This is a genomic window from Pseudomonas sp. B329, from assembly GCF_023127835.1.
GTDB lineage: Bacteria > Pseudomonadota > Gammaproteobacteria > Pseudomonadales > Pseudomonadaceae > Aquipseudomonas > Aquipseudomonas synxantha_A.
In genome coordinates, this window is record NZ_SPKP01000006.1 from 1 (window position 1) to 25,873 (window position 25,873).

Genomic DNA, 25,873 nt, shown 5'->3' on the forward strand with positions numbered 1-25,873 from the left:
CGCAGCAGCAGGGGCAGAGCGATATATATGAGGCGAAGCTGGCCATCAATGGCGGTACCCGATGTCAGTGGCAACTGAGCAACGTCACTTTTGGCGTTACCTATGCCAACACGGCGCACTTTGGAGATAACGTCAGGGCAGGACCGGGCGGGGGGATTATTGTGATGTTTGATCAGCACCTACCCCAACAACGCTCTGTCTTTGAACCCACGAGAACGGTCAGCGGTGATCTACTGATTAGGAAGGACTATTACCCTTGGGTTAACGAGCAATTTATTGGTGGGCATGAAAAGCTCGCCTGGATAGTCGGTGAGGGTGAAATATACTCATATTACCGAGCTCTGAATGCCCGAAAAGTAGTGTTCGAACCGTTGTTGCATGCTGACTACGCTGTTTACTCGATTGGCCCGAAAGTGCATAAAAAGGGCAACCGCAACCAATACACCTACTCTGATGGCAGTGTCGCGATGGGTGGCAGCGACCCAAGCTTCAAGAAGTTGCAAGCGCTTCGCTTGGGACAACAACAATGACTATCAAACTTCTACGTCTACTCCCCGTCACTTGGAGTGAGATATGAAGTCTGAGTTGGCTATTTTTGTGTGTTTTGGCGTAGTTTTAAAGGAACGGCATGAAACGTTTTAAATATAGCTTCTTAGGAGGCGCTGCCATTTCTATTTCCGGCTGTGGCTCATTCGCGGCAGTGACTATGAATGGCCCATTTTGCCCCTATCAAGGCGTACATTTAGATCTTTTTTCAGCAACCGATTGGAGCATGATCAAGGCAACGACTGGTTTTGTTATTCCCATGGCTATCATCGACCTGCCTTTCTCTTTTGTTGTCGACACGTTGACGCTTGGAAGTGCGTTAAACGCTGATAATGGAGCAGGGCAGTGTCCACGTGAATTTAGTTAGTGCTGGTGTTGTTTGAAAATTTATTGAAGGGGCTGTTTGACGAGCTATCTGAGCCCTTTTTGTGAACGTCTTGCTCGCTGCAAGCTAGTTATTGGAATTTATAAATATGTCCCAAGGTTTTGTTTTGTTGGGTGATAAAACCACCCACGGTGGCGAGGTTATATCAGCCTCATCCACCACCATCGTGCATGGCAAGCCCGTCGCGCTGGTCGGTGATCTAGTGCGTTGCCCGCTGCCAGGCCATGGCGTCAACCGCATCGTCGAAGGCTGCCCGGATTGGACCGAAGGTGGCCGGGCTATGGTGATCAACGGTTGCCGCAGTGAGTGCGGCTGCCAGTTGATTTCCAGCGCTCCCGATTGCGGGGTGGGCTAGTCATGGGCTGGGATCGTCGGGTACCCGAGGGGGTGGAAGCTCCAAAACCTCCTGTGATGATGCGTTGGCTGTTGGCGGCCATCGTGGCAGTGCTGGTCGGTGTGTTGCTGTTTGTGCTGCATGCCTCCGAACGTCTGCCGTGGCTGCAGGCGTTGAACATCTGGGCGCTCGCCGGTTTCCCATTGCTGGTGTGGGTACTGGCGTTCGGCGCTCGTGCCCATCTGTACGGCGGTGCCCTGAGCCATTATCAGTTTCTTGAGGCGCAAGCCCGAGAGGCGGAGCAGTCCTGGCAGGGGTGGGCGCAGCGTAGCCTGGCCGTCGCTGCCAGTTGTGTGCTGTTGCCGGATCAGGTGTCCGCCAGTGTGCTGGTTCAAAACCCCTCTGCAATACCTTTACGTACGGATACGGTGCGGCGCTTGGCCGCTTTGCCTGCGCGAGAGGCGCGTGCGGCGGCTGGGTTGCAGATGCTGATCCAGGCGCTGGCGCCGAGCCTGCAAACGCTGCCCGTGGGCCAGGATCTGCGGATCACCCTGTTGAGCGATGTCGCTCCAGACCACTACCAGGCCTTACGCGACGACGTACAGAAGACCTGGTCCGCCGATCCGAACCTATCCCAACCGATGATGATCAGCGTCGTGAATGAGCTGTCCTTTCAGTGGGTCGATGACGTTTTTAAAACGGCGAGTACGACCATCGAGTTGGTCCTGGTGCTACAGGTCTGTGGCAAGGACACCTATTCCGACGGTCTGGCTGCCTTGTTGCTATGCCCCGACGCTCTGGCGCAGGCCTTGAAGCTGCCTGTGACGGCTGGCTTGTTACGGCCAATGCCTTTGAGCATCGACGCACTGGACAGCGAATTTCCGCTGTTTGTGCAAACCCAGACCAGCGCTTGCAAGGCGACGGGGCTTCTAGCCGATGGGGCGGACTGGCACCCAATCACCGGAAAAATACTCACCGCTGCAGCCGGGCACGGCTCGTCGCTGCAGGCCGAACAGCAGTGGCTTCTGGAGGGTTTGTGCGGCCGTCCGGGGCCGCTGGGTCACTGGCTGGTAACCGCGCTTGGCGTGGAGATAGTCCGGCATCAGCGCCAGCCTTTATTGGTATTGGCCCGAGAAAAATCACAGCGCTGGATCAGCACGGTTACCACAGGAGAGTTGGCATGAACATGGGGAGCAATTCATGGCGCCGCGCGGGGACTGCGGTGTGGGTCATTGCGCTGGCGGCTGCTGTGGGCTGGGCTATCTGGACATACGGCAATAAGTTGGGGCTCGTCGAGAACCACCACAAGTTTTTTGCTTTTTTACTGATCATCATCTTCGCGATGATGGCCTATTCAGTACCGCGTCTATTGACGTATCTCAAGCGCCAAAACCATCGAGAACAAGGGCAGGCGGATAAGGTTTATCCTGAGACGGATAAACGGATGACCTTGCCTCAAAAGCCAAGTGCGCATCTCCCAGAGCTGAAGGCTCACCTACGCGAATACTACGGCCCCCTCTGGCGCCAAAAAGTCCGCCTCCTCCTCATCATCGGCGACCCCGACACCGTCGAAGCCATCGCCCCCAACCTCACCACCCGTCACTGGCTGGAAGGCCAGGGCACCGCCCTGCTGTGGGGCGGCAACGCCCACGAATCCCTGGAGCAAACCTTCACCGCACACTGGTCCGGCCTGAGCCGCTGGCGCTCCCTGGACGGCGTGGTCTGGGCCTTGGACAACACCCAGGCCGCCGACGATGCCGCGATGGCCACTGGCGTGCGCCAGTTGAAACGCTTGGCGCATCACGTAGGCTGGCAGTTGCCCTTGTACCTCTGGCAAGTGTGCGCCAGCACCTGGGAGCAAACCGGTCGTGCGGTGCAACCGGTGGGCTGTGTATTGCCCGAGCGTTTCAGTGCGCAGGAACTGCAGGAGCATTTGACCGAGTTGCTCACGCCGTTGCGCCGCGCCGGGCTGGGGCAGATGAATGAGACGTTGGCCCACGATTTTCTGCTGCGGTTGTCGCGTGATTTGCAGGCCAAGGGAATTGCCCGTTGGCGGCAGGTGCTGGAGCCGCTGACGCCCGATTTTGCTCGGGGAGTGCCGTTGCGTGGGCTGTGGTTCAGCCTACCGGTGGCGCCGCTAAAGTCTGCTTCAAAAACCCACGACTGGTCCGCGCCCGCCCCGTGGCAGGGTGTGCTTGAGGATAACCGCACGGCTCGGCGTTTGGGCTGGGGCGTGGTGCGCGTCGGGTATGCGTTGGTGTTGGGCCTGGCGCTGTTATGGGGCGCGGGGTTGTTGCTCTCGTTCGTGACCAACCGCGTGCAGATTGGCGAGGTCGAGCGTTCGGTAGCGGCCTTGCAGCAGCCCGGCAGCGGCGACGTGCAGTTGACCGCGCTCAACGATCTGACCCGTGAACTGGCGCGTCTGGATTACCGCGCCAAAAACGGCGTGCCGTGGTATCAGCGCTTCGGCCTGGAGCAAAACCAGAACCTGCTGGCAGCGGTGTGGCCGCATTACGTGCAGGCCAATAATCGTTTGATGCGCGACCCGGTGGTGGCCAACCTGCAAGGCCGGCTCAAGGCATTTATCGCCTTGCCACCCGGCAGCGAACAGCGTGCGGGGGCCGCGGCGGGCGCTTATGAAAATTTGAAGGCGTACCTGATGCTGGCCCGGCCGCAAAAGGCCGATGCGACCTTTTTGCGCAAGGCGCTGGTAAACGCCGAACCCGCGCGCAGCGGCGTGACGAATGGGCTTTGGCAAGGGCTGTCGCCGGTCTTGTGGGGTTTCTATGGTGAGCAGTTGGCGGCGCACCCGGACTGGGCGATCAAGGCCGACCCGGCGCTGGTGGCCCAGGCCCGCCAGGTGTTGCTCAGCCAGTTGGGCCAGCGCAATGCGCAGGCCGCGCTGTACCGCAAGGTGCTCGACATTGCAGCCAATCAATACCCGGCGCTGAGCCTGCACGGCATGGTTGGCGAAACCGATGCCTCGGCGCTGTTCACCACCACGGCCAGCGTAGCGGGCGTCTTTACCCGGCAGGCGTGGGAAGGCCGGGTGCGTCAGGCCATCGATGAGATCGCCGAAGCACGCCGCGAGGAAATCGACTGGGTGCTCAGCGACAGTCAGACTGACATCGCCAGCGAGCTGACTCCGCAGATGCTCAAGGAGCAACTCACCGAACGCTACTTCCAGGACTACGCCAGTGCCTGGCTGGATTTTCTCAACAGCCTGCGCTGGCGCAAGGCCGAGGGCATGGGCGATGTGATCGACCAACTGACCCTGATGACCGACGTGCGCCAGTCGCCATTGATCGCGCTGATGAACACCCTGGCCTACCAGGGCCAGGCCGGCACGCGCACGCAGGCCTTGGCTGACTCGCTGATGAAGTCGGCAAAAGACCTGCTCGACCAGGACAAGGTGCCGTTGATCGACCAACAGAGCCAGGTGCCGCGCAGTCCATTGGACGGCACCTTCGGGCCGCTGCTGACGTTGCTTGGCAAAGACACCGAAGGCAAGGCCGACAGCGAGCGCCTGAGCCTGCAAGCCTTCCTCACCCGCGTGACGCGGGTGCGCCTGAAGCTGCAACAAGTGAGCAGCGCCTCCGACCCGCGGGAAATGACCCAGGCCCTGGCGCAAACCGTGTTCCAGGGCAAGAGCGTCGACCTCACCGACACCCAGTCCTACGGCAGCCTGATCGCCGCCAGCCTGGGCGCGGAGTGGGGCGTGGTCGGCCAGACGCTGTTCGTGCAGCCGCTGGCGCAAGCCTGGCAGCGGGTGCTGCAACCTTCGGCGGCAGGGCTCAACAACCAGTGGCGGCGGGCAATCGTCACCGACTGGCAGGGCGCGTTTGCCGGGCGTTATCCGTTCGCCAACACCACCAGCGACGCCTCGCTGCCGATGCTGGGGCAGATGATCCGCGCCGACTCCGGGCGCATCGAGCAGTTTTTGCAGAACCAACTGGGCGGCGTGCTGCGCAAGGAAGGCAGCCGCTGGGTGGCCGACCCGCGCCACAGTCAGGGGCTGCGCTTCAACCCGCAGTTCCTGGCGGCGATCAACCAGCTCAGCCAGTTGGCCGACGTGATGTACACCGACGGCGGCATGGGCATGAGCTTCGAATTGCAGGGTAGGCCGTCGCGTAATGTGGTGCAGACCAACTTCATTCTCAACGGCGAGGAGCATCAGTACTTCAACCAGCGCCAGGCATGGCAACGCTTCAACTGGCCGGGCTTCAGCGACGATCCGGGGGCGAGTTTGAGTTGGACCAGCGTGCAGAGCGGCGAGCGCCTGTTCGGTGATTTCGAGGGTACCTGGGGCCTGATCCGCCTGCTGGAAAAAGCCACCCTCACACCGCTGGACGACGGCGACAGCCGCTTTCGCATGGTCCTCAAGGCCCCGGATGGCCTGGACCTGACCTGGAACCTGCGCACCGAAATGAGCACCGGGCCGCTGGCCTTGCTGGCGCTGCGTAACTTCACCTTGCCGCAGCAGATCTTTCTCGCTGAGAGCACGGCGACTACTGCAACACAGGGGAACCTTGAATGAGCCTGCACACCCTGGTCATCCAATGCCTGGGCGAACGCGACGCCGTGGCCCTGGCCCGTCAGCAGGCCGGGCCCTGGCAGGCGTGGCTGCAGCCGATCAGCAGCGACGCGCCCGCCGGCCAAGACCCCGGTTACGACGACGACTTCCAGCGCATGCGCGAAGAGGTCAACAAGCTCTCCGGCGCCGATGCCGAGCAGGTGGTGCAGTGGGCGCAGAAACTGCTGGAGCACACTTGCAAGGATTTGCGCGTGGCCACCTATTATCTGTGGGCGCGCCTGCAAAAAGACGGTGAGGCCGGGTTGGCGGATGGTCTGACTTTGTTGGCAGCGTTGGTCGAGCGCTATGCCGCCGAGGTGCTGCCGACGCGGCCCAACACCCGCAAGATGGCGCTGGAGTGGCTGGCCAGCGGCAAGGTGTTGGACAGCCTGTCGCTGTACCCGGAGGTGGTGCGCAGCGAGGCCGAGCGTACGGTGGCGGCGCTGGCCTGGCTGGAGCAGGGGCTGCAAGCCTGGCCGGCGGATCAGCGCCCGGCGTTGGGGGCGCTGTATGACGCCTTGTCGGCAAGGTTGGCCCAGTCGGGTGGGGTGGATGCGTTGGTGCCGCAGCACAGTGCCAGCCATGAGGCCAATGCGCATGCGGCGGCACCGAGTGTCACGGCGATCAAGTCCGGGCGCGACCTGCTGGACAACGGTCGTGCGCTGGCCGGCTATTTGCGCGAGCAACCCCTGGGGTGGCTGGCGGCGCATCGGCTGATGAAAAGCCTGCGCTGGGACACCGTGCATCAGACGCCGCCGGAGGAGGCCAGTGGCACCACGCGCCTGACACCGCCGCGTGGCGATTACCGTGCGCAGCTCAAGCGCCTGTACCTGCAACAGGGCTGGTCGGAACTGCTCGACCAGATAGAACGTATGTACGCCGAAGGGGTGAACCATTTCTGGCTGGATTTGCAGTGGTACCTGTACCAGGCGCTGAGCAAGCAACCGGCGCCGCAGGACAGTTGGGCAGACATCGTCAAGCGTGACCTGGGCATGTTCCTTGAGCGTTTGCCGGGCCTGGAGTTGCTGCACTGGAGCGACGGCACACCCTTCGCCGACGAAACCACCCGCGACTGGATCACCCAGCACGTCAGCGGCAATCGCCCGCAACAATGGCTGCCCGCGCCCAGGGCGGTGCTGAGCTCCGGCGATGCCGACATCCTCTCGCTGGAAAGCGAAGCGGTGGCTCAGGCCGACAGTGATGGCGTCGAGGCGGCGCTGGCCTGGCTGGCGGCACGTCCGGGCGTGCAGAGCGGGCGCCAACGCTGGCTGTTGCGGTTGTTGATGGCACGGGTTGCCGAGCAATACGGCAAGAGTGACCTGGCGATGCACCTGCTTGGCGAGCTGGATGCCACGGCGCAGCAGCATGGCCTGGCGACCTGGGAGCCGGAACTGAATTTCGAGGTCAAGGCGCGTCTGCTCAAGCTGCTGCGCTTGAAAACCCAACGCAACGATGCCGACAAGCCCGGCCTGGCCCGGCGCACCGAAGCATTGCTGGCGGCGCTGGTGACGATCGACCCGGTACGCGCCGCCGTGCTGTGCGGCTAACCCTTATTGAGCTGGAGTGTTTGTGTGAGCATGGATAATTTGACGCTGCGTTACTTTGACGCCGAGATGCGCTACCTGCGCGAAGCCGGCAAGGAGTTCGCGCAGGCGTTTCCCGACCGGGCGGCGCAACTCAACCTGGATAAACCCGGCGCCCAGGACCCTTATGTAGAGCGCCTGTTCGAGGGCTTCGCGTTCCTGATGGGGCGCCTGCGCGAAAAGCTCGACGATGACTTGCCGGAGCTGACCGAGGGGCTGGTCAGCCTGCTGTGGCCGCATTACTTGCGCACTATTCCGTCGCTGTCGATCATCGAGCTGGCGCCGGACCTCAAGCAAATGAAGCACAGCGAACCGATCGCGAAAGGCTTCGAGGTGTTGTCCCAACCCATCGGTGCGCAAGGTACACGCTGCTGCTACACCACCACCCAGGCGCTGACCCTGCAACCTTTGGCGCTGGAGCAGGTGCGCTTGGCCTACGAGCCGGACGGCCGTTCGGTGTTGCGCCTGCGCTTTGCCTGCGGCGCCTTGACCGACTGGGGCGAGATCGACCTGAGCCGCCTGCCGCTGTACCTCAATGCCGACGCGCCGCTGGCCAGCGCCTTGCACCAGGCCCTGACGCTGAACACCCAGGCGGTGTATGCGCGCCTGCCAGGGCAAACCGAGCGCCAGGCGCTGCAGGCGCATTTTGCGCCCAAGGGCTTTGCCGATGAAGACCGCCTGTGGCCCAAGGGCGACAGCGCCTTCAGCGGTTATCAGTTGCTGCTGGAATATTTCACCTTCCGCGAGAAGTTCATGTTCGTGACCCTGTGCGGGTTGGAGCGCCTGGCGTTGGCTGCCGGCACGCCCTGGTTCGAACTGGACGTGGTACTGCGCGAGGCGTGGCCCCACGAATTCAGCCTCAACCACGAGCACATTCGCCTGCATGCGGTGCCGGTAATCAACCTGTTCCCGCTGGAAGCCGACCCCTTGACCCTGGCACCGTTGCAGACTGACTACCTGCTGCGGCCGATGCGTTTGCAGGACGGCCATACGGAGATCTATTCGGTCGACCGGGTCACCTCGTCGAAAAACGCCGAACGCCACGACTATGTGCCGTTCACCAGCTTCCGCCACAAGGGCGGGATGCTGCGCGACGATGCGCCGGAACGCTACTTCCACACCCGCTTGAAGCGCTCGGCCAAGGGCCTGCACGACACCTGGCTGATCCTGGGGGGCGAGGGCTTCGACGCGGACCGTTTGAACACCACCGAAAGCCTGTCCCTGCGTCTGACCGGCACCAACGGCCTGTTGCCGCGCAAAGCATTGCAAAGCACCTTGCTCGACACCGCCGTGCAATCGACCCAGGCCGGTCTGCGGGTGCGCAACCTGTGTGCGCCGAGCCTGCCGCAGTACCCGCCCAACCGGGATCGTTTCCATTGGCGGGTACTCAGCCACCTGGGCTCCAACTTCCTGCCGATGCTCGACAGCGCCGAGGTACTGCGCGGCACGTTGGCGCTGTACGACTGGACCGGCAGCGAGTTGAACCGTCGTCGCCTGGAGGCGATTGTCGATGTTCGCCACCATCTGGTTCAGCGCTTCGAAAAGGGCTTTTTACTGCGCGGCGTAGACATCGAAGTCACCCTGGATGCCAACGGGTTTTCGGGGGAGGGCGATATCAGCCTGTTCGGTGAAATGCTCCACCGCTTCTTTGGCCTGTATGCCGACATTCATTTATTCAACCAGCTCACGCTGATCCTGCAACCTACTGGAAAGTGCCTGCGATGGAACGAGAACCACAGTCAGCGTATTCCCGGCTGAAAGCCTCCGGTTTGCTGGACGCACTGGGCGGGCGGGTCGCGGAGGCCAACCTGTACCGGTTCTGCCAGTTGCTGGAACAGGCGTTGCCCGGTCACCCCTTGTTGGGCAGCACCGCCCACCCGGCGGATGACCCGGTGCGCTTTCGCCCCGACCCCGGCATGGGCTTTCCCGCCGGAGAGCTGCGGGCCATCGAAACCGATGAGTACCATCCCGAGCGCTCGGCCACGGTGCGCACGCGCCTGCTGGGGCTGTACGGCGTTGATTCGCCGATGCCCACCAGCTTCCTGGATGACATCGCCCAACGCCGCGAAGGCCATGAAGCGCTGGAGGCGTTTCTGGATATCTTCAATCACCGGATCTTTACCCAGTTCTATCGGATCTGGCGCAAGTACTCCTACCCTGCGGCATTTGAAAGCGGTGGCCGCGACGCCACTTCGCAATGCCTGCTGGGGTTGGTGGGCCTGGGCATTCCCGGGACGGCGCAACAGGTGGCCACACCGATCTCGCGCTTTTTGGCGCTGCTGGGCGTGATGCGCCTGCCGACGCGCAACGCCGAAGGCATTACCGCGCTGGTCAAGCTGCTGGCGCCCAATACCCAACCCAAGGTGACACCGCACTGGCCGCGCAAGATTCCATTGGCACAGCCGGCGAGTCTGTCCTCCAGTCGCCCGGTGGGCTTGTCCCAGGGCACGCCGCTGGGTAGCGCCGGCTTTGATGCCAACAGCCAGTTGCACCTGGCGCTGTACACCGAAGACTTGAACGAGGCTCATGGTTGGCTGCCCGACGGCCAGTTATACAAGGACCTGCTGGTGTTATTGCGGGTGTACCTGGGCTGGCGTTGCACCGCGAAGTTGCAGTTGTCGCTGCCGGTGCGCAGCTTGCCCAAACCCGTGCTGGGCGGCCCACCGGTGCTGCTGGGCATGACCGGCGTGCTGGGCCTGGGCGGCACAGCTTGGCAGGTCGGCGCCGACGACACCATCACCATCAATCTGGGCCGCTATCAGGGCCTGCAAGGTAATCCCCAGTTCAGAGAGGCACAGCATGTCGCGTACCGTTTTTAATGCAGTAACAGTGGCGGTGCTCGGGGCACTGCTGGGCGGCTGTGGGCTGACTCAGAAGGTGACGGACGCCACGGTGTCCACGACCCAGTCGATCTTTTACAAGCAAGTGACGACCCTGCACCTGGATTTCACTGGCCGGGCGGCGATGAACACCGACGTGACCGACATGAGCGGCCTGTCGGTGCCGACCCTGGTGCGGGTGTATCAGTTGCGCGACGACACGCTGATCAACAAGGCGACTTATGAACGCGTGCTGAGCGATGCGGACAACCTGTTGAGTGCCGATCTGCTGGACCAGCGAGCCCAGGTAGTGAAGCCCGGAGAGGGCGCGCAACTGAACATGCCCATGCATAAGGACGCGAAGTTTGTCACGGTGGTGGCGTTATTTCGCAACCCGGATACCGTCAAAAACACCTGGCGCCTCACCCTGTCCCGCGAAGACTTGGACCCGGACCAGGCGCGGGTGATCGAGTTGGGTAACAACCGATTGACGCTGCAAACACCCGTGGAGAAATAGCGCATGGGAGAGCTGAACCCCTCGCTCTACGAAATACTCCTGCAGAACTTCGACGGTGAAATGGACCTGCATCGCGTGCGCGAAGAAGACCAGCAAACCCTGTCGGTGCTGGACAACCTGCAACGCATCCTCAACAGCCGCGCGGGCTCGTTGAGCCACCTGCCGGATTACGGTTTGCCGGACATGGGCCAGATCCTGCAAGGCTTGCCCGCTTCGGCGCACGGGCTGATGAACACCCTGGTGCACACGCTGCTCAAGTACGAGCCTCGTTTGGCGGCGGTGCAGATCGAGCTGCTGCCGCAAGCCGTGCCGGGCCATCTGGAATATGCCCTCGACGTCCAACTCAAAGCCGGCGAGCAGGTAACTTTTGCTGCCACCCTGGCGCCCGAGGGCAAGGTGTTGGTACGCCATTTGAGACGGCAGAACTTTCTGTCGAACCCATGAACCCTGAAGGAAGCGCAATGACGGCGTTATTGGAAAGACCCCTGCGAGTGGGCGGCGACCCGAGTGGCTTGCGTGAGTTTGCCTTGCTGCGTAATGAGCTGGCCAAATTGACGCATCCGGCCTGTCCGGACGTGGACTGGGCCCAGGTGGAGCAATTAAGCCTGGACCTGTTCGAAAAAAATGGCGCCGACCTGCAAACCACCGCCTGTTTTGCCCTGGCTTGCAGTCATCTACGGGGGGTGGACGGCATGACCCAGGGTGTGATGATGATCGATGCAGTTTGCCGCGTCGAATCCGGCCTGTGGCCACCCAGGGTGTCAGCACGCCTGGAGATCCTGGGTTGGCTGTTCGCCCAATGGCAGAGGGTACTGCGCAGCCTGGCAATCACACGCTTGGCATTACCCGCGCTGGCCCATCTGGACAAGGAGCTGGAGAGGCTGGCAAGGCTACTGGTTAGCCAGAGGCAGGAGCCTCCGGTCACGCTGCTGGCGCTAAGTCAGCAGCTTGGTGGCTTGATGCAGCGCCTAGCGCGTCGTACCGAACCCGATGTGCCGCCGCCGGTCACCAGCCCGCCGCCAGCGTTGGCGCCTTTGGTGCCCGTGGTGACTGAGCCGATTGCCCCGTCACCTGAGGCGCCTGCTGAATACTTAACGACGGTTTCGCCTGTGCGTAGGCGCACCCTGTTCTGGTGGCTGCTCGGGGTGCTTGCGTTCATCGCTTTGGCGTGTGGGGCCAAGTGGTGGATGTAGCCGGTAGTAGCCGGGATTCACCGATCCGGCGCGCGCCAAGGACGAGTAACGATTGCTGGGTTTGATCAAGCATTCATGGCTGGAAAGTGGCGGCATTTATGGCTATCGCAAAATCCATAACGATCTGCGCGAGGTCGGTGAAGACTGTGGTCGGCATCGTGTGGCGAGGCTGATGCGTCGTGAAGGGCTGCGCTCTCAAACAGGTTATCGACGCCGCCCTGGAAAGTACGGCGGTAAGTCAGCGGTCGCCTCACCCAATTTGTTGAAGCGCCAGTTCTATGTCGTGGAACCCAACAGGGTTTGGGTCACCGACATCACCTACATTCTTACGTATGAAGGCCGGTTGTATTTGGCGGTGGTGCCGGATATGTTTTCTCGTCAGGTCGCTGGCTGGTCAATGAAGGCGCAGACGACCAGTGATTTGGCTATTGATGCGTTGTTGATGGCGGTTTGGAGGTGTAAACCGAAGCAGGAGGTGAGGCTCAGGCTTAGCTCGTTGGTTAGCGCGATTCACAGGCTTGTCATGCTCAAAAAAGTAGTCCATGATTCTGTCCATAGAAAGCGTTGTATAACTTAAGAACTCAATGTTTTCAAAGGGATAGACGTTTAGTAAGAAGCTCGTTTCCCGCTCCAAGCATAAAAGAAAAAGCCACTCTAACGAGTGGCTTTTTTTGCCTGTGATTTACGGAATAGACGCTTAGGCGTCTTTTTTTGTTTGTGCACAAAACCATTGAGATCCAGGTTGGTCCGGTACGAACACTACAAGATTGAGTTCAATATCTCGTGCCAGTTCGAGTCCCCATCTTGACTGGCCTCCTCGGTCCTAAAGGCGAGCATCCGGTGCTCACTATCCTCGAATCTGACTCAAGCAAGCTATCGAACGACGCGATGAAATTCGAAGATTGCTGGCTGGCGGCCCATCTATTCTGAGAAGGCCAAGGCACAAGTTCGCAGCGAGGCCGAGCAGTCATTCTGGATGATAAAACGGCCGTTTTGCTACGTAAGTGTTCGCTTTACGGCCTGGCTAAAAACACCGCGCAAACGTGACGCTGTTCGCACTTTTGAACTCCTGGATGTCGGCGTGTCGATACAGGTGCGCACGGGGGTAAAAAACAACCGCTGGGAGCGCACTTTAATGTTCAATGAGACTGAAAAATAAGAGTATTGATAAAATATCGATGCGCGTCGCTTTTAAATGGTACCACGGTACGATAGTCACGAAATAGCGATGTCTGTAAGAATTATCTCTAATCAGAGAAAGTTGCTCTCGTTACTTCCGAGCAGTTTACAAGAAAATGATGATGTTCTAAAAAAATCGACTGGACATTGGCAAGATAGGGGCTATGCTGTTTTTACATGAGAAAAAGTTTAGTGAGTGTGACGCAGCATGGATGTTGGCGTAATACGTTGATGGTTTTTAGGTTGCGTGGGAAAGGCCTAAAGTGGGTGGCCAGGATTTCGCTTTAGCGGAATTTCAAGGTGTGCCCAGTGATTTTAATGTCAAGCTTTATTCCAATGTTCTTAGGTTATCAAGGAGGATTTCCATGTCAAACTACATTCTTATTAATCATCATGATCGTCGTTATGAAACGCTAAAAAAAGGCTTTAATTTACGTTGGCCCGGTAATGGGCAGGGCGCCGACTTCATCTATATCTGTAATAGTCCGGCCTCGGTATGGGCAGCGGCTAACGATGCTTTGAAAAAAAATTATCGCATTACAGTGCGTAGTGGTGGCCATTGCTACGAAGGATTTGTGACGAATAAATTGGTGTCTCAAAGAAGTCAGAGGCTTGCTATTATCGATCTTGGTTTGATGGCAGGTATTGAGTTCGATGAACAAGGGCGTTTGCGCTCTCACTATAATGAAAGTGTAAAATATAAGTTTCGTATAGCTTCGGGAAACCAGAACTGGGATGGTTTTTCGGCTCTCTATAAAATAGCTAATCGTACGATCCCGGGTGGCTCATGCTATTCGGTCGGTGCAGGAGGGCACATTAGCGGCGGCGGTTATGGATTGCTATCGCGTATGCATGGCCTGACTGTGGACTGGTTAAGCGGCGTGGATATTTTAGTGCCGAACAAAACCGGAGACGCGCTGGAGGTTAGGCATGTTCACGAAGGTAGTGATGAATTGGATGGGGAGCGCGACCTGTTTATAGCCTGTCGAGGGGCGGGCGGTGGAAATTTTGGTATTATTCTTAATTACTACTTCAAAGAACTGCCACAAGCGCCGCAGCAAGCTTATCTGCTCTCTTTAGCATGGCCATGGAGTGTATTTGATAGTAAGGATAAGCTTAGTCATTTCCTGAATGAGTACTGGCGCTGGTTTAGTAAGAATGATGAGCATTGGAACAGTGATGACCTGTCTAAAGCCAATGGTGGCTTGTTTGCATTACTTAAATTGCAACACCGCTCAACTGGCGATATCAATTTGCTTGTTCAATATACTGGAATGGATGGACGAGTCGATGGTGAAAGGCAAACCGAGCCGCTGATCGACTTTGTCACTCATATGAATCAAGCGGCCGGTGAGAATGCGTTTGTCACGACGCAAGATAGTTTATTCGGCCCGATAAGAAAGCGCCATTCAAACGAGCCGAAGCTAAGTAATATCTTGCAGGATGCTAGGTTGATGGATTGGTTGTATGTAACCCAGATGTTAAATGGTTCCGGCAATAATCAACATGGTAAATATAAGTCATTTTATCAGGTTGGTGATTTCTCTGATATGGAAGTTAATGCTATTTGGCAGTACTTCAATCAGGCAGGCGATGCTGTTCTTAATCAGGCATTGTTGCAGATTGACTCTTATGGAGGCTGTATCAATGCTAAGGATGAACAGGAGTGCCCGACTTCCGTCTATCAGAGACGCTCAATTCTGAAAGCGCAGCTTCAGGTTTATTGGAGTAGCCCGATGCATGAGCACCACTGTATTGAGTGGTGTCGAAGTTTTTACAAGGCATTTTTTGAGCAGCAAGGCGGCAAACCTTTTCAAGATAATCAGCGCTATCAAGGGTGTTATATAAACTATCCAGATATCGATGTGAAATACACGGACGATAGTCATGCGGTGGTCGATACGCGATGGTTGGAGCTTTATTATGGTGATAAACGGCAAATGCTCATTAGGACTAAGCTTAAATTTGACCCCAAAAACATTTTCCGCAGTGAACTGTCCATACCATTAGCGCATCCTTAGGGAAGCTCTGATAAACGTTTTGTTCTATTACTGTTTGTTTGGGCGAGTTCTACGGCTGAAGTCAATACAGTATATGTACCATTATCAACGCTGAGTACGCTGGCTAACGCAAGCAGCCCTATCGAGGACTCTTTCTGTTTGAAATAGATCATGTCATGTGTGCTAGGGCTTTATCGGTGCGCACTGTGCGGGTGAGCAGTTAGGATTCCTTCGTTAAAGCGACTTGCAGCGATTCAGTTTAGATGTCTGCACCTCCGCTACTAAAGGACTAAGAAATCATGCTGAAACAGACAGTTATTAATCAATATGGAAACCGTATCCATGATGCGGCTTCAGTGATGCCAGATATCTCTTCTAAAAACATCCTGATGGGTTTTTGGCATAACTGGAAAGCTGAGGCCGGGCAGGGTTATCAGCAAGGCCTGTTTGCTGAAATGGCCCTCACGGATATCCCGGAAAACTATAACGTGATTGCTGTTGCGTTTATGAAAGGCAGCGGTATTCCTACCTTTAAACCCGATGTCTACAGTGATCTTGAGTTCCGCCGCCAGGTTGGAGTACTGAATGCGCAGGGACGTGCTGTACTGATCTCTCTGGGCGGGGCTGATGCTCATATCGAGCTTCATGCTGGGCAGGAAGAGGCGCTGGCCTATGAAATAGTTCGATTGGTAGAGACCTACGGTTTTGACGGTCTGGATATCGATCTTGAACAACTGGCGATTACTCACGCGGATAATCGAATAGTGATACCGGCGGCACTACGAAGGGTGCGTGAGTATTATAAGAAGGAAGGTAAGCATTTTATAATCAGTATGGCTCCAGAGTTTCCTTATTTGCGCACTAACGGAATCTACCTCGATTATATTACAGCGTTAGACGATATTTATGACTTCATCGCGCCGCAGTATTACAATCAGGGCGGTGATGGTATTTGGGTGGACGAGCTTAATTTATGGGTTACTCAAAATAGCGATACTTACAAGAAAGAGTTTCTCTACTATCTTACCGATAGTTTGATTCATGGTACGCGCGGGTTTTCTAGCATCGCGGCCAATCGTCTGGTAATAGGCTTGCCCTCCAATATTGATGCCGCCGCGACGGGTTATGTGGTAGACCCCCTAAACGCTATTGAAGCTTTGTCGGATCTGGAAAAAGCCGGCAACCCTGTTCGTGGTCTCATGACATGGTCAGTTAACTGGGATAATGGCAGAGATAAGCACGGCAAGCTTTATAACTGGGAGTTTCTCAATCGCTATGGTTACCTTACTGGCGGAGAGACGCCGGTACCAGAAGGGCCGTCAGTACCGACCGGGTTAACTTCCCTCTCTCAAACACCGTCTTCAATACTGCTTAGTTGGCAACCTGCTTCAGGTGTTCATCCGATCCAAAGCTATCAGGTGTATAGGGGCGGAGTATCAATCGGCGTAACAGCTACACCTACCTTTAACGACAGCGGGTTACGGCCCGATACCGACTATCGCTATCAGGTGAGCGCGCAAGACAGTCAGGGTGGCAACTCCAGCCTAAGTACAACATTGACCGTGCGTACCTTGTCATCTGGTGGAACCCCGCCGGAATGGGTCACGGGCTCCCGGTACAAGGACGGTGACCTCGTCACTCATAAGGGCGTTACCTATATCTGCGTGATGGTACACACCTCGATTTCTTGGTGGGCACCAGACAAGGCTACATCCCTTTGGCAGCGCGCATAACCGAATACTGAAGCTACAGACGGAAAAACAAAGAAATGGAGATTCATCATGTCTAAACATATAGCGAATCCTATCAGCAAGAGCATAGTTCCACGTCACGGTCATATTTTTTCTCCCGCCTCTCGTGCTTACTTTGCTTGGCAGGCAGGTGACTTGGATGAGGGGGCACTCAACCAGCGTGAATCGGGCAAGTTTTTCCCCGCTGTCGCTGGAGGGTTGCTGGACGTGTATGCCCCTGAAGATGTGGCGAACTCGCCGCCGCCGCCGGATGGAAAAATTGCCAGTGCCAATCAGGCAACCGGACTGTTCCTCGATCAACCCGGTAGCCACTGGCAAAAGCATGAGGTACGCGGTGGCGAGATGCTGGATATTTCGTGGCACTTTACAGCTAACCATGTAACCCGCCGCTGGAACTACTTCATCACTAAAGAGGCTTGGGACCCGAGCCAAGTGCTGTCCCGCGATCAGTTTGAAGCGGAGCCTTTTTATACTGTCCAGATTAATCTGAAACCTTACTGGTCTCATGGCGATGCGATGAAACCACCTTCACCTACTGTTCATCAAATGCCACTGCCGATCCGTGAGGGGTATCACGTTTTGCTGGCAATTTGGGAAGTTGCAGATACCGCAGCGGCGTTCTATCAGGTGGTGGATCTTGATTTTGTAGAGCGGGAGGGCGGCGGTGGGCGGCCAACCACGCCAACCGGCCTAAAAGCCAGTGACATAACCGATAAGCAGGTTCGGTTAACCTGGAACGCTTCAACCGGCTCTTCTACTATCGCGTCCTACCGCATTACCCGTGATGGCTCCACCACCGTTGATGTCTACGTTCCGTTGCTGAGCTGGACTGATAACAGCGTATTACCGGGGACCAGCTATAGCTATTTTGTGACCGCTATTGATGACAGAGGCAACCAGTCACTTCCGAGTACGGCGATTCAGGTTAGAACTCAAGCTGAAGGCGGTGGTACGGCCTCTCCAACGGCACCGGTCAACCTGCACTCGATGAATACCACCGCAAATACGGTGTCATTGATGTGGGGAGCATCCACAGGCGGCTATCCGCTGAAGCACTATAATTTTTATCGCGATGGGGAGCAGGTTACGACGATCCCCGCTTCACAAACCAGCTTTACCGACAGCGGCCTGACTCCCGCAACAATGTATCGTTTTTTTGTGGCCGCCGAGGATACTCAGGGGCAACTGTCGGTGCCTAGCAACGTGCTAAGTGTCACTACCTCTACCGGCGAAGGGGGCGAGACCCCGGAGTGGAAATTAGGTGAGTCCTACAAGGTGGGCGATAAAGTCATCTATCAGGGGGTTAAGTACGCGTGTTTCCAGGCACATATCTCTAACGCGGGTTGGACGCCTGCAGAGACAGTAAATATTCTTTGGTTGCTGGTTTAACTGAGTTTGTCAAATAAAGTGTGTGAGCCGGAACCTTTTTAGGTTCCGGCTTACAATACCATTACTGATCAAGAGTCTATTCGACACCTGCTACGCCCCTTAGTCAGCAAGGCGTGCAGGGCGCGTCCGTAGTCATAAGGCCGCGTTCCCTTCGGTTATATGCCCTTCTCGACGCGCAGCGTCAATCATGCCGAGCAAATGTGAGGTATTGAATTTATATAGCAAACGGAGTTTATAGGCGCTCGCAGTTTTATGGCTGATCGTTAACAGCTTGGCGATTTCCTGGTTGTTATGGCCGTTCGCTAAAAGCTTTAATATATCGGTTTCGCGTCTCGTTAATTTTATTGGCTTCTGTTCACGAGACGAGTACGTGCGCTTGATGGCTTTTGCCATTTTTAGAGTGACGTTGGGGAAGTAATTCTTGCCTCTTAGCAGTGCCCTTATAGCAAATTGTATTTCACTCACCTCAGCAGTTTTTGAGATGAATCCGGAGGCGCCGGCTTTTAAACAACGAATTAAATAATTCTCGGCGTCAAAGGCAGTGAGTGCGAGTATTTTGCTTGAGCATTTACCCAAGGTCAGTACCGAAATGACGTCCAATCCGTGTATTTCTGGCAGGTCCAGTTCCATTATTAGCAGGTGTGGCTCGAGCATGTTTACCATGTGTAGGGTTTCCTGCCCATTCTCTGTTTCGGCGACGACGGTGTGGCCGTTTTGTTCCAGTAGCCTCTTGATCGAATAACGCATCAAGGCATGGTTGTCGGCGATTACAATGGTGCTCATCCGTAAAATCCCTTTCCGGGTAACGTTGCCTGCTGCTTACACAGGGCCAAGCCCATCGCAAATAATGCCGGCCTTATGCGATGAAGGCACTACTAAGTTAAATACGGTTTTGAAAGTGCTGGTGAAAAACTTTCGTCAAGGCGAAATGTCCTTAGTCCTTGTGCGAATAATCTATAAAAAAATCGCATGTGCATCCTGTATCTTTGTTCTGGCCTTCCGATATTGATGTCGGTAGGTATGTGGCGAGGTGGTTGCACCATTGTGGGTTGCACCTGCTAGTTGCGTGATCGCGAACTTAAATTAATAAGGATATGATATGAAAAATGTTTCATTGAGACGTCTGGTTGCATCCAGTTTTCTTTGTGCATTAGTTGCGCCTTCTCTTTCCTACGCGGCGGATGGAGTTGTGAACTTTTCGGGAAGCATCACAGATGTGACCTGTGACATTAATGGCCAGGCGCCAGGCGAGGGTAACGTGACCAATGTAGAGCTTGGTCGGATCGCACCAGGAACATTTGCCGCGATTGGCAACGCATCGCCGTTTGTGCCGTTCAAACTGCAATTGTCGGGTGCGCAATGCACAAACGACGCCAAGGTTTCGATCGATTTCGATCAAGTTGAGAACATCGATTCGGTCACCGGTAATCTCAAGTTGATTGGCAGTGCGCCGGCAACAGGCGTGCAGATTCAAGTATTCAACGATACGGCCAATGGCAAGAAAATCCAGCTGGGCCAAAGGGAAACAACGCCCCAGGTGGCAGTGGTCAAAGGCAATACTGCGACCTTGTCCTACAAGGCGTCTTACGTATCGACCGCGCCTGCTGTCACTCCGGGTTCTGGCATTTCGTTCGTGCGCTACACGCTGGCCTATCAATAATCGCTGACGATGCAGGAGGTGGTTCATGGCGCCGATAACGCGTACGTTTTCTCTCGCCTTCGGCGCTGTGTTCCTTGGGCTGTTTGTGCAGGCGTCCCAGGCAGCCATTGTGGTGCAAGGCACTCGAGTGATTTTCCCCGCCAATGTGGATGATGTGACGGTCAGGTTGGAGAATTCCAGTAGTGAGCCGGTACTGGTGCAAAGCTGGGTGGATGATGGGCATGCAGAAATGGCCCCTGAGGATGTTCAGGTTCCCTTTGTTGTCGCGCCTGCGGTCAGCCGGATTGACCCCAGTGGTGGAGCGGTGTTGAGGATCAGTCGTACTCAATCCATCGCTGTCGCCGACCGCGAATCGCTGTTCTGGCTCAATGTGCTGGAAAACCCGCCACGCAGGGCGTCGGATGATGCGGTGTTGCAGTTTGCCTTCAGGACGCGACTCAAGCTGCTTTACCGTCCGACTGCGCTTGCATTGGGCGTAGACGCTGCTCCCGAGCAGCTCAAATGGACGCTTGTGGCGGCGCCCAAAAGCACGGGGGCGACGAACCTCGAGGTGGCGAATCCGACGCCGTATTACGTGTCCTTCGGCCATATCGAAGTCGACCACGATGGCCAGGCGTTTCCCGTCAAAACCGGAATGGTTGCCCCGTTCGGCAAGACAGTGCTCACAACCTCAACCCGCCTTAACCGCCACGCTGCTCGGCTAAAAGTGCGTTACGAAGCCATCAATGACTATGGCGCAAGGCGGATGTATGAGCAGCCCTTAGGCGAATAACGTCGCAGGCCTCGCGCTTCTTTCCGGTTCCGGCACACAGCCGTGGCATGGGACTGACTATGTTTTTACCTGTTCGATTTCGACCGAGAGCATTCGGTGGTCTGGCTATGCCATGGGCGAATGAAAGTCGTCCTTGGACACTGTTTTTATTCATTGCCGTCCTGTTGGGAGGGCAACTTCAGGCATGGGCTCAGGATGTGCCAACGGCAACGCCTGTCACGCCCAGCCAGCTTGATGAACCGATCATTTTCGATTCACAGATGTTAATGCAAGGAGCGTCCGGCATGGCCATTGATACCACCCGTTTTGAACAGCCGGACCGCAATGTTCCGGGGACCTATCGCTTGGATATCCTGGTCAATGGTCAGTGGCGTGTGACCCAGCAGATTGAGCTGCGGGCGGTCGCTGGGCTGGCGGATGCACAACCGTGCTATAGCGGCGAACTACTCACGCGTCTTGGCATAGACCTTAAGCGTAGTCGCAGAGGGCGTGGCAGTGATCAACAGAGCGCGGTCCTCCCGCAAGGACCGACCTGCGACAAGCTTGAGCGTTTCGTGCCGGGCGCTGCCATCCGTGTTGACCTGCCCGAACAGAAACTGCACATCACCGTTGCGCAGTACTACCTGCAACGGTCCGCCACAAGCACCTATGTCGACCCGTCCAGTTGGGACAGTGGCGTAACAGCGGGTTTGCTGAACTACGACGCCAACCTGTTCAGCGTTCAGAGCCAAGGGCGCCGCGACACGCATGCCTATTCAGGGTTGAACATGGGCCTGAACCTGGGCGGTGTCAGGCTGCGGCATAACGCCAGCCTGACCTGGTCGCCCACATTGGGTGGGCGTTACCAGCGCGGTTACGCCTATGGCCAGGTCGACCTCACGGACTGGAAGTCGCAGTTACTGGTCGGCGAGAGCACTACCAGTGGTGAGTTGTTCGATGCCGTGTCGTTTCGTGGTGTCCAACTCGAAAGCGACGACCGCATGTTGCCTGATACGCAGCGCTACTACGCCCCGGTGGTACGTGGCACCGCGACCTCCAATGCCAAGGTGTCGATCTATCAGCGTGGGTACCTGGTCTATGAAACAACCGTAGCGCCGGGCTCCTTCGAGATCGCCGACCTGCAAGCAGCGAGTTTTGGTGGCGACCTGCGGGTAACAGTCACTGAGGCCGATGGTCGCGAACATGGGTTCGTCGTGCCATTTGCCACAACCGTGCAGTTACTCCGCCCGGGCTCTACGCGATACAGCCTGGTGGCCGGTCAATTGGTAGATCCCGGCTTGCACGGCCGACCGCCAGTTGTCTTGCAAGGCACCCTGCAACGCGGCCTGGACAACAACCTGACCGGTTATGGCGGCACCGCACTGACCCCCGGCTATGTATCCGGCCTGGCAGGCATGGCGCTTAATACACGGTTCGGCGGTTTCGCCGCCGACCTCACTGCAGCCAGCACCGAACTCCCCGCAGGGCAGACCCAGCAGGGTTCCAGTTTGCGCCTGTCGTACAGCAAGAACCTGCCCAATAGCCGTACGAATTTCTCGTTACTCGCCTATCGCTATTCAACGTCCGGGTACTTGGGGCTTCACGATGCGGTAGCGCTTCAGGATCGGATGCGCAACGAGTCCGGGCGCGCCACCGACTTCGCCCGCGTACGCGCTCGGTTCGACGCCAATATCAGCCAGGGGCTGGGCACCGATGGAGGCAACGTATATCTCAACACTTCCTCAAGCGAGTACTGGCAGCAAGCGGGTCGGACCCTCAGTTTCTCCATGGGCTACAGCAATCAGTGGCGCGGTAATTTCTACTCGATCGCGGCCCAGCGTAGCCATAGCGCATCGCCAGGTGGGCTGCGATATGCAAGGGATCAGGACGACACGCAGCTCACCTTCACGCTGTCGATTCCCTTGGGCCGCGATGGGCATGGCGGTGCGGTGATCAACAGTTATGCCAGCCATGACCGTCGCTCAGGCCGGCAGATGTCTACCGGTATCTCCGGCGCCTTCAGTGAGCGCGGCGATGCGTCCTATGCCGTTTCGGTCGCCCATGCCGACCGGCAGCGCGGCGCCTCCAGCAATGCCAGCGTCAACTACCGCCTGCCTCAAGGTGCGTTCGGTGCAAGCCTTTCCCAGGGGGCGGATTATCACCAGCAGTCACTCAGTGCATCGGGCGCCGTAGTCCTGCACCCGGGCGGCATGACGCTTGCGCAAACCCTTGGCGAAACGGTAGGTGTTGTCAAGGCGCTTGACGCTGAAGGCGCAAGAGTCGGTTACGCAGGGTCGAGCGTTGGTAAAGATGGCTACGCGATCATCTCTAGCCTGAGCCCTTATCAACTCAACCAGGTTGATGTCGACCCGCAAGGCGTACCCAATGACGTAGAGCTACAGGTCAGTTCACGCAGTGTCGCCCCCCGTGCCGGCGCCGTGGTGATGCTCGATTTCCCGACACGTAAATCCCGCCCGTTCTTGATCGACAGCCGACGCAGCAATGGCCAGCGCTTGCCGTTCGCTGCCTCCGCCATTGATGTGCAGAGCGGCCAAGTCATTGGTGCAGTGGGGCAGGGCAGCCGTCTGGTAGTGCGCAGCGAAAAAGAGCGAGGCTCGATTCGCGTGGAGTGGGGCAGCGATGCCGACCAGCAATGCCAAGTGGATTATGCACTGCCCGAGCGCCACGCCCGTGAAGGCAGCGCGTTCGAGCTGCTCAATCTGGTGTGTCACGACATAGACGCCCGGCCTGCAGGCAAGGAGCGCGTGTTGTGAGGTCGCTTTATGCCGTGTGCCTGCTGATTTGCGCGCATGCCAGTAGCAGCCAGGCAGCGTTGACGGTGACGGGAACTCGCTTCGTCTACGCAGCCGATGCACGTGCGCTGACGGTACGAATCAGTAATGGCGGCGAAGCGCCGATCCTGGCCCAGAGCTGGTTGGACCGGGGCCAGATCAATCAAGACCCCTCAGGCCTGTCCGTGCCGTTCGTGGTCAGCCGTCCGTTGTTGCGCTTGGACCCTGGGCAGCGCAGTGCGCTTGAAGTCCGCTACACCGGCGAAGCGCTGCCCACCGACCGCGAGTCGCTGTTTTGGCTGAACTTCCTTGAAGTGCCACCGCTGCCGCCACGCAGTACACATCTGCTGCGGCTTTCGTATCGGTTGCGCATGAAGCTGCTGTTCAGGCCGGCGGGGCTGGCGGGGAGCGCGGAAGAGGCGGGCCGACAGTTGACTTGGCGTGCACACCGCAAGGCCCTTGAGGCCTGCAATAAGGCACCGTTTTTTGTCTCGCTCACTGCGCAGCGACTGGAGCCGGGAGCCGCTGACGAGATTCAGCGCAGCGCCACGATTGCGCCATTTACCTGCGCGGATTTCCCCCTTACAGGGGCGTCGGCGACACCCACTTTTATCCATTACCAATTTGTTGCAGACAGGGGAGAAATGATCGATGCACGGGCGCCGGTTCACCATGATTAACGGTTTCGCGACGAGGCCTTTGCTCGCCGTCGGTGTCGCGCTGGCGCTCTCTGGCGTGCCCTCGGCGTGGGCACAAGTGCCCAGTGCGGGCCAGGTGATGCGTGACATCGAATCCCTGGCACCGGCACCCCTGCCTTCTGCGCCGGTGCAGGTTGACATGCCCCAGCCTTCAGCACCGTCTCAGGCAACGCCTGGCGGCGGTATGCAGTTGCAAGTGAAAGGTTTTGTGATCGACGGCAACCAGGCCTTCAATCGCGAGCAACTGCTTGAACTGCTGGCCGACTTGCCGGGCCAGTCATTGGACCTCGCCGGGCTACGCGCCGCTGCACAACGCATCACACAGTATTACCAGGCTCACGGGTATGCACTGGCGCGGGCTTTTTTGCCCGCCCAGGACATTGATCAAGGCATCGTGCGTATCCAGGTGCTGGAGGGACATTACGGCCGCATCGAGTTGAACAATCGCTCCCGCGTGATCGATGCTGTGTTGCAGCAACCGTTGTCGGCATTGCGTCCGGGTGAGGCGGTCTACGACGCAGACCTGGAGCAAAGCCTGTTGTTGCTCAGCGATCTTCCAGGCGTGGCAGTAAAAGGCACCTTGCGCCCCGGATCACTGCCCGGCAGCACCGACCTGGTGGTCGATGCCGAGCCTGGCCCCTGGTACGCCGGCACCCTGGAAGCCGACAACTACGGCGACCGCTACACCGGCGAATATCGCCTTGGCGCCAGCCTGGTCTTGAACAACCCGCTACGCCTGGGTGATGCCCTTAACATGCGCCTGCTGCAAAGCGATCAGCACCAGCGTTACTACCGCTTCGGCTACAGCCTGCCCGTGGGCCCATGGTCGACCACCCTTGGCACTTCCTATTCGCGTATGAGCTACCAACTGGGCAAGGATGTAGAAGTGCTGGAGGCAAAAGGCCAAGCCACCGTGCGCAGCCTCTTCGCTTTGCAACCCTTGATTCGCAGCCGCACTTTCAACCTCAGCGCGCAATTGCAGTTCGACGACAAGCAACTGCAAGACGATATCGACCTGTTCGACCTGCGCAGCCCCAAGCATGTGGAGCTGTGGACCCTGGGCATCAACGCCAGTGGCCAGGACCGCTGGCTGGGCGGTGGGCAAAGTTTTGTCTCGCTCAGCTACAGCGCGGGGCGCCTGGGTATCGGCGAAGCCATCGACCGCACCATGGATAGGCTCAGCGCCGGCGCCGCGGGACATTTCACACGCGCCAATCTGAGCCTCGGCCGCTTGCAGTACCTGAGCCCGCGCTGGCAGCTGTACAGCCAATTGAATGCGCAGTGGGCGGGTAACAACCTCGACAGCTCCGAGAAGTTTGGCCTTGGTGGCCCCAATGGTGTTCGTGCCTACGCGTTGGGTGCCGGCAGTGGTGACCAGGGCTGGCAGGCCAGTACCGAGCTGCGCTACCTGGCCGCGCCGGGCGTGCAATTGAGCGGCTTCGCTGACCGGGGCGTCATCACGGTCAGCAAGCGGCCCTGGACCGCGCAAAGCAATCAGCGATCACTAACGGCCGCAGGGGTTAGCGCCAGTTGGCGCGGCGCCGGGCAACAGCTCAGCGTCACCGCAGCATGGCCCATCCACGGGACTGAGCAGAACGACGCACCGCATCAGGATCCGCGCGTGTGGTTCAGCGCCATTCAGTATTTCTAAGCACATTTGTGCCTGGAAGCAGTACCGCCTTGCAACGCTATGCAAGGCGTCA

The 25,873-nt window shown here is 57.7% G+C and carries 19 protein-coding genes and 3 pseudogenes; 21 read left to right on the plus strand and 1 reads right to left on the minus strand.

Annotated elements, in window-relative coordinates:
• The 16 genes and pseudogenes from E4P00_RS03945 to E4P00_RS04020 all read left to right on the plus strand — a co-directional run.
• A pseudogene (locus E4P00_RS03945) lies at positions 1–530 on the plus strand (hypothetical protein); the annotation flags it as partial.
• Positions 531–628: 98 nt separating this feature from the next.
• Positions 629–913 carry a YceK/YidQ family lipoprotein gene (locus tag E4P00_RS03950; protein ID WP_248130671.1) on the plus strand — a complete coding sequence of 95 codons (285 nt, stop codon included), beginning with the start codon at positions 629–631 and terminating at the stop codon, positions 911–913.
• A 106-nt stretch (positions 914–1,019) separates the two neighbouring features.
• Complete coding sequence (locus E4P00_RS03955; protein WP_248130672.1) at positions 1,020–1,286, plus strand: PAAR domain-containing protein; 267 nt, start codon at positions 1,020–1,022, stop codon at positions 1,284–1,286.
• Between the two features lie 56 nt (positions 1,287–1,342).
• Positions 1,343–2,449 carry a hypothetical protein gene (locus E4P00_RS03960; RefSeq protein ID WP_248130673.1) on the plus strand — a complete coding sequence of 369 codons (1,107 nt, stop codon included), beginning with the start codon at positions 1,343–1,345 and terminating at the stop codon, positions 2,447–2,449.
• A 260-nt stretch (positions 2,450–2,709) separates the two neighbouring features.
• Entirely contained in the window at positions 2,710–5,802 is a 3,093-nt protein-coding gene (locus tag E4P00_RS03965; protein WP_248130674.1) for an ImcF-related family protein, read from the plus strand.
• The gene (tssA, locus tag E4P00_RS03970) at positions 5,799–7,385 is read left to right on the plus strand and encodes a type VI secretion system protein TssA (RefSeq protein WP_248130676.1); all 1,587 of its coding nucleotides are present in this window, start codon (positions 5,799–5,801) and stop codon (positions 7,383–7,385) included. Before E4P00_RS03965 ends, tssA begins: the two co-directional genes overlap by 4 nt.
• Positions 7,386–7,409: 24 nt before the next feature.
• Positions 7,410–9,179 carry a type VI secretion system baseplate subunit TssF gene (tssF, locus tag E4P00_RS03975; protein WP_248130678.1) on the plus strand — a complete coding sequence of 590 codons (1,770 nt, stop codon included), beginning with the start codon at positions 7,410–7,412 and terminating at the stop codon, positions 9,177–9,179.
• Entirely contained in the window at positions 9,143–10,240 is a 1,098-nt protein-coding gene (gene tssG, locus E4P00_RS03980; protein ID WP_248130680.1) for a type VI secretion system baseplate subunit TssG, read from the plus strand. The genes tssF and tssG overlap by 37 nt, the downstream gene beginning before the upstream one ends.
• Positions 10,221–10,757 carry a type VI secretion system lipoprotein TssJ gene (tssJ, locus tag E4P00_RS03985; protein ID WP_065944078.1) on the plus strand — a complete coding sequence of 179 codons (537 nt, stop codon included), beginning with the start codon at positions 10,221–10,223 and terminating at the stop codon, positions 10,755–10,757. Before tssG ends, tssJ begins: the two co-directional genes overlap by 20 nt.
• A 3-nt stretch (positions 10,758–10,760) precedes the next feature.
• Positions 10,761–11,201: a type VI secretion system baseplate subunit TssE gene (gene tssE / locus E4P00_RS03990; RefSeq protein ID WP_248130682.1), complete on the plus strand. Its 441-nt coding sequence runs from the start codon at positions 10,761–10,763 to the stop codon at positions 11,199–11,201.
• Positions 11,202–11,218: 17 nt separating this feature from the next.
• Positions 11,219–11,950, plus strand: a complete 732-nt coding sequence (locus E4P00_RS03995) for a type VI secretion system ImpA family N-terminal domain-containing protein (protein WP_248130684.1) — start codon at positions 11,219–11,221, stop codon at positions 11,948–11,950.
• Positions 11,951–11,978: 28 nt separating this feature from the next.
• Positions 11,979–12,428: pseudogene (locus tag E4P00_RS04000) on the plus strand (IS3 family transposase); the annotation flags it as partial.
• Positions 12,429–12,878: 450 nt separating this feature from the next.
• Positions 12,879–13,059, plus strand: a pseudogene (locus E4P00_RS04005) (hypothetical protein); the annotation flags it as partial.
• A gap of 435 nt (positions 13,060–13,494) precedes the next feature.
• On the plus strand, positions 13,495–15,150 hold the full coding sequence (locus E4P00_RS04010; protein ID WP_248130686.1) for a BBE domain-containing protein: 1,656 nt from the start codon (positions 13,495–13,497) through the stop codon (positions 15,148–15,150).
• A 278-nt stretch (positions 15,151–15,428) separates the two neighbouring features.
• Positions 15,429–16,862: a glycosyl hydrolase family 18 protein gene (locus tag E4P00_RS04015; protein WP_248130688.1), complete on the plus strand. Its 1,434-nt coding sequence runs from the start codon at positions 15,429–15,431 to the stop codon at positions 16,860–16,862.
• Between the two features lie 48 nt (positions 16,863–16,910).
• Positions 16,911–18,269: a lytic polysaccharide monooxygenase gene (locus E4P00_RS04020; RefSeq protein ID WP_248130690.1), complete on the plus strand. Its 1,359-nt coding sequence runs from the start codon at positions 16,911–16,913 to the stop codon at positions 18,267–18,269.
• Between the two features lie 132 nt (positions 18,270–18,401).
• On the opposite strand, the gene E4P00_RS04025 is transcribed toward E4P00_RS04020, so the two are convergent.
• On the minus strand, positions 18,402–19,052 hold the full coding sequence (locus E4P00_RS04025) for a response regulator transcription factor (protein ID WP_248130692.1): 651 nt from the start codon (positions 19,050–19,052) through the stop codon (positions 18,402–18,404).
• A 316-nt stretch (positions 19,053–19,368) separates the two neighbouring features.
• Between E4P00_RS04025 and E4P00_RS04030 the strand changes: the two genes are divergently transcribed.
• From E4P00_RS04030 to E4P00_RS04050, 5 genes are all read left to right on the plus strand, one after another.
• Positions 19,369–19,929: a fimbrial protein gene (locus E4P00_RS04030; RefSeq protein ID WP_198844856.1), complete on the plus strand. Its 561-nt coding sequence runs from the start codon at positions 19,369–19,371 to the stop codon at positions 19,927–19,929.
• A 25-nt stretch (positions 19,930–19,954) separates the two neighbouring features.
• Entirely contained in the window at positions 19,955–20,701 is a 747-nt protein-coding gene (locus E4P00_RS04035; protein ID WP_248130694.1) for a fimbria/pilus periplasmic chaperone, read from the plus strand.
• A gap of 260 nt (positions 20,702–20,961) precedes the next feature.
• Positions 20,962–23,454, plus strand: a complete 2,493-nt coding sequence (locus E4P00_RS04040) for a fimbria/pilus outer membrane usher protein (protein ID WP_282443171.1) — start codon at positions 20,962–20,964, stop codon at positions 23,452–23,454.
• Positions 23,451–24,152 (plus strand): fimbria/pilus periplasmic chaperone, encoded by a 702-nt coding sequence (locus E4P00_RS04045; protein ID WP_216091357.1) that lies wholly within the window; start codon positions 23,451–23,453, stop codon positions 24,150–24,152. Before E4P00_RS04040 ends, E4P00_RS04045 begins: the two co-directional genes overlap by 4 nt.
• Positions 24,145–25,821, plus strand: a complete 1,677-nt coding sequence (locus E4P00_RS04050; protein WP_216091358.1) for a ShlB/FhaC/HecB family hemolysin secretion/activation protein — start codon at positions 24,145–24,147, stop codon at positions 25,819–25,821. Before E4P00_RS04045 ends, E4P00_RS04050 begins: the two co-directional genes overlap by 8 nt.
• The last annotated feature ends 52 nt before the right edge of the window (positions 25,822–25,873 follow it).